Source organism: Xaviernesmea oryzae, from assembly GCF_900109605.1.
In the GTDB taxonomy this organism is placed as follows: Bacteria; Pseudomonadota; Alphaproteobacteria; order Rhizobiales; family Rhizobiaceae; genus Xaviernesmea; species Xaviernesmea oryzae.
The window spans coordinates 1-3,329 of the sequence record NZ_FOAM01000041.1 but is presented as its reverse complement, the minus strand read 5'-3'; the positions used below and the strand labels follow the sequence as shown (position 1 = coordinate 3,329).

Annotated in this window: 2 protein-coding genes and 2 pseudogenes; 2 read left to right on the top strand and 2 right to left on the bottom strand. The window is 60.9% G+C overall.

The features are described 5' to 3' along the window. Positions 1 to 244: 244 nt before the first annotated feature. Positions 245 to 1,617 (bottom strand): IS1182 family transposase gene (locus BMX61_RS24065; RefSeq protein ID WP_092743085.1). Its coding sequence is split into 2 segments (ribosomal slippage): positions 245 to 967 and positions 970 to 1,617, totalling 1,371 coding nucleotides; the frame shifts between segments, so codons are not numbered across the junction. A 177-nt stretch (positions 1,618 to 1,794) separates the two neighbouring features. On the opposite strand from BMX61_RS24065, the pseudogene BMX61_RS25480 reads away from it, so the two are divergent. After that, a pseudogene (locus tag BMX61_RS25480) lies at positions 1,795 to 1,890 on the top strand (IS481 family transposase); the annotation flags it as partial. Between the two features lie 51 nt (positions 1,891 to 1,941). On the opposite strand, the gene BMX61_RS24055 reads toward BMX61_RS25480, so the two are convergent. After that, the gene (locus BMX61_RS24055; RefSeq protein WP_075627540.1) at positions 1,942 to 3,138 is read right to left on the bottom strand and encodes an IS256 family transposase; all 1,197 of its coding nucleotides are present in this window, start codon (positions 3,136 to 3,138) and stop codon (positions 1,942 to 1,944) included. Positions 3,139 to 3,232: 94 nt separating this feature from the next. On the opposite strand from BMX61_RS24055, the pseudogene BMX61_RS24530 reads away from it, so the two are divergent. Beyond that, positions 3,233 to 3,329 (top strand): annotated as a pseudogene (locus tag BMX61_RS24530) (IS481 family transposase); the annotation flags it as partial.

The window sequence follows — 3,329 nt, the reverse complement described above, 5'->3', positions numbered from 1 at the left end:
CGGGGTGGAGCAGCCCGGTAGCTCGTCAGGCTCATAACCTGAAGGCCGCAGGTTCAAATCCTGCCCCCGCAACCAAACATTCCCCCTCGATCTCAATAGACACACATCAAAGCCTCCTCCGCGAGGCTCAGACTGCTGACAAACCCGTCGATTTTTTTCGGCGGGTTTTTTGCGATTTGAAAGTCTCTCGCTCAGGTGGTGTCCTTGGTTGTGGTGCGAGGCGGCTTGGCGCTTGCTCATGCCCTCATCCCCAGGCTGGATTGGGGGCTTTGGTCATTGCCATTGCGATCTTCTTGATGTTCTGGGCGCTCGCGGCAAGCAAGCATTGCCACCTCACTTTGATGAGGCCGCGGAAGCGGGCGTAGCGGTGGCCGTGAAGCTGTTTGGCGTCGGCAAAGGAGCGTTTGACGGTCTCCTTTCGCCGCATGTAGATCGCTTTGCCCCACGGTGTCTTGCGGTTCATGTCGGTGCGCTCACGGGCGTCGGCCCAGACGTGGCAGGTAATGGTCCGCTCGGATTTCGCATTTGAGGTGCAGGAGGCAAGAAGCGGGCAGTCGCGGCAGATGGCCGGGTCTGACCGATAGCGCTTGTAGCCATTGCGGTCGGTGGTGGCGTAGGTGAGCATCTGGCCCTGCGGGCAGCGATAGCCGTCGGTGTCGGGCTCGTAGACGAATTTCGACTTGCGCATCATCCCCTCCTTCGGCGGGGTGGGGTTGCGATAGCCGGTCACGCCGAGGATGTTCCTGTCCTCCAGCCCCTTGGCGATGCCTGATGTGGCATAACCCGCATCCAGTCCGACCGCCCCGACGTTGAAGTCGAAGCGTTCCCGCTGCCGGTCGAGCCGCTCCAGATAGACGATACTGTCATGCACGTTGGCCGGCGTCACATGCGTGTCGGTGATGATCGCATGGCGGCCATCGACGGTACGATGATCGAGATAGAAGAAGCCCTTGGGCTTGCCGTCGCGCTACCCAAGTAGCCCGCGTCCGGATCGGTACGACTGACCTTGGTTTCCTTTACCTCCGGCTCGCGGTCCTTTTCCTTCAGCGGCTTCTGGCCATGCGCTGCCCGCTCAGCCGCGATTGCCCGGTCGAGGTCGGCCCGGTAGTCGGCACGCGACTTCTGGCGCATCTCGAGATCATACTTGCCCTTGTTGGCATTGGCCTTCAGATGCGTCGAGTCCGTGTAGAGGACTGTGCCTTCGACCAGGTCGTGCCGGATCGCCTGCTCAACGATCGCATCGAAGATGTCCTGGGCCACCGACGTGTCGTTGAAGCGGCGGCGGCGGTTCTGGCTGAGCGTGGAGCCGTCAAAAACCGGGTCCGTCAGCTTCATGCGCAGAAACCAACGATAGGCGACATTCACCTCGATCTCGCGCACCAACTGCCGCTCCGAGCGAACTCCGAACAGGTAGCCGATGAACAGCGCCTTGAACATCAACGTGGGATCGAGCGGCGGGCCGCCGTTGTCGGCGCAGTAAAGCCCGGCAACGCGATCATGAATGGAGGAAAAGTCGATCACAGCGTCGATCTTGCGAAGCAAGTGATCCTTCGGCACCAGACTGTCGAGCGTCACCATCTCGAGAGCCATCTGTTCGGGAGCAGGTTTCTTCAACATGTCCCAGTGAATCACAAACCCCTGGATGTCGCCAGGGGTTTGTCAGCAGTCTGAGCCTCCCTCGGGAGGCTCTTTGCGTTCATGGGACGCGAACGCCCCGAATTGTTTGGCAGTCGTCTTGTTTCTCAGAACAGACCGGGGAGGGGCTGCCTTCTCACAGGAATCGAGGGAGGCACTATGGGTCGGGTTCTACACGGGAGCGCCACGACGACAGAGGCAGTGCGTCGAGCAATACACAATGGTCAAGAGAGCCTGAGGGGATCGTGTCCCAGGACGTGGTGTAGCTTAGACGACCACGGCTCATCCCAGAGGGGCGGATGAGTGTCAGCTTGCTGCTGGCAGGCTGATAAGCGGATCATCGCTCATTGTGGCGATGGTTTCCAGCGTCATGTAGCGGGATCGTTGGACGGCCCATTCATCGTTCTGTTCGAGCAGGAGCGCGCCGACGAGCCTGACGATGGCGTCATCGTTGGGGAAGATGCCGACGACCTCGGTGCGCCGCTTGACCTCACCGTTGAGACGCTCGATCGGGTTTGTCGAATGAAGCTTGGCCCCATGCTGTTTGGGAAAGGTCATGTAGGCCAGCACGTCCTGCTCGGCACTGTCCATAAGACTGGCGAGTTTGGGCACCTTCGGCCTGATCTGGTCGGCGACATTGCGCCACTGGGCGCTCGCCGCCTCCGCTGTGTCTTGGGCGAAGGCCGTGGCGATGAAGGCGGAGACGACGCGCCGGCCACTCTTTCCGGCATGGGCGAGCGCATTGCGCATGAAGTGAACACGGCACCTCTGCCAGGTCGCGGAGAGCACCTTCGATACTGCGGCCTTGATCCCCTCATGCGCATCAGAGACGACGAGCTTGACGCCACGCAGACCCCGCCTGGTTAGCTTTCGAAGAAACTCGGTCCAGATCGCCTCGGCCTCGGACGTGCCGATTTCCATGCCGAGCACCTCGCGTCGGCCGTCGGTGTTGACGCCGACGGCGATGATCACGGCGACGGAAACGATGCGCCCGCCGCGCCGGACCTTGAGGTAGGTCGCATCGATCCAGAGATAGGGCCATTCGCCTTCGATGGGTCGGTCGAGGAAGACCTTCACCTTGTCGTCGATCTCTTCGCACAGGCGGGACACCTGGCTCTTGGAGATGCCGCTCATGCCCATCGCCTTGACGAGGTCGTCGACGGATCGTGTCGAAACGCCCTGGATATAGGCCTCTTGGATGACCGCCGTCAGGGCCTTCTCAGCCATTCGGCGTGGTTCGAGAAAGCTTGGGAAGTAGCTGCCTGTGCGAAGCTTGGGGATGCGCAGCTCGACAGTGCCCGCCCGTGTCTCCCAGTCCCGGTCGCGATAGCCGTTGCGCTGGGCAAGTCGGAAGCCATTCTTCTCGCCATACCCCGCGCCGGTCTTCGTGCCGACCTCCAGCGCCATCAGTTTCTCGGCAGCAAACCCGATCATTTCGCGCAGCAAATCGGCGTCGGCGCTCTTCTCAACGAGTGAGCGCAGGTTCATCATGTCGTCGGTCATCGGTGGTGTCCCTCAGGTTGGTCATAAGCAACCCGACCCTACCGGAAATCACCGATGGCTATGAAATCCAGCTACACCACTCCATGGGACACGATCCCTGAGGGCGCTTTTCAGACGATACGGAATCAATCAGAAGACCGTCGCCGAATGGAAAAAGAGGACCTCCCAGTCGGACTTGCCGACTTGCCCGA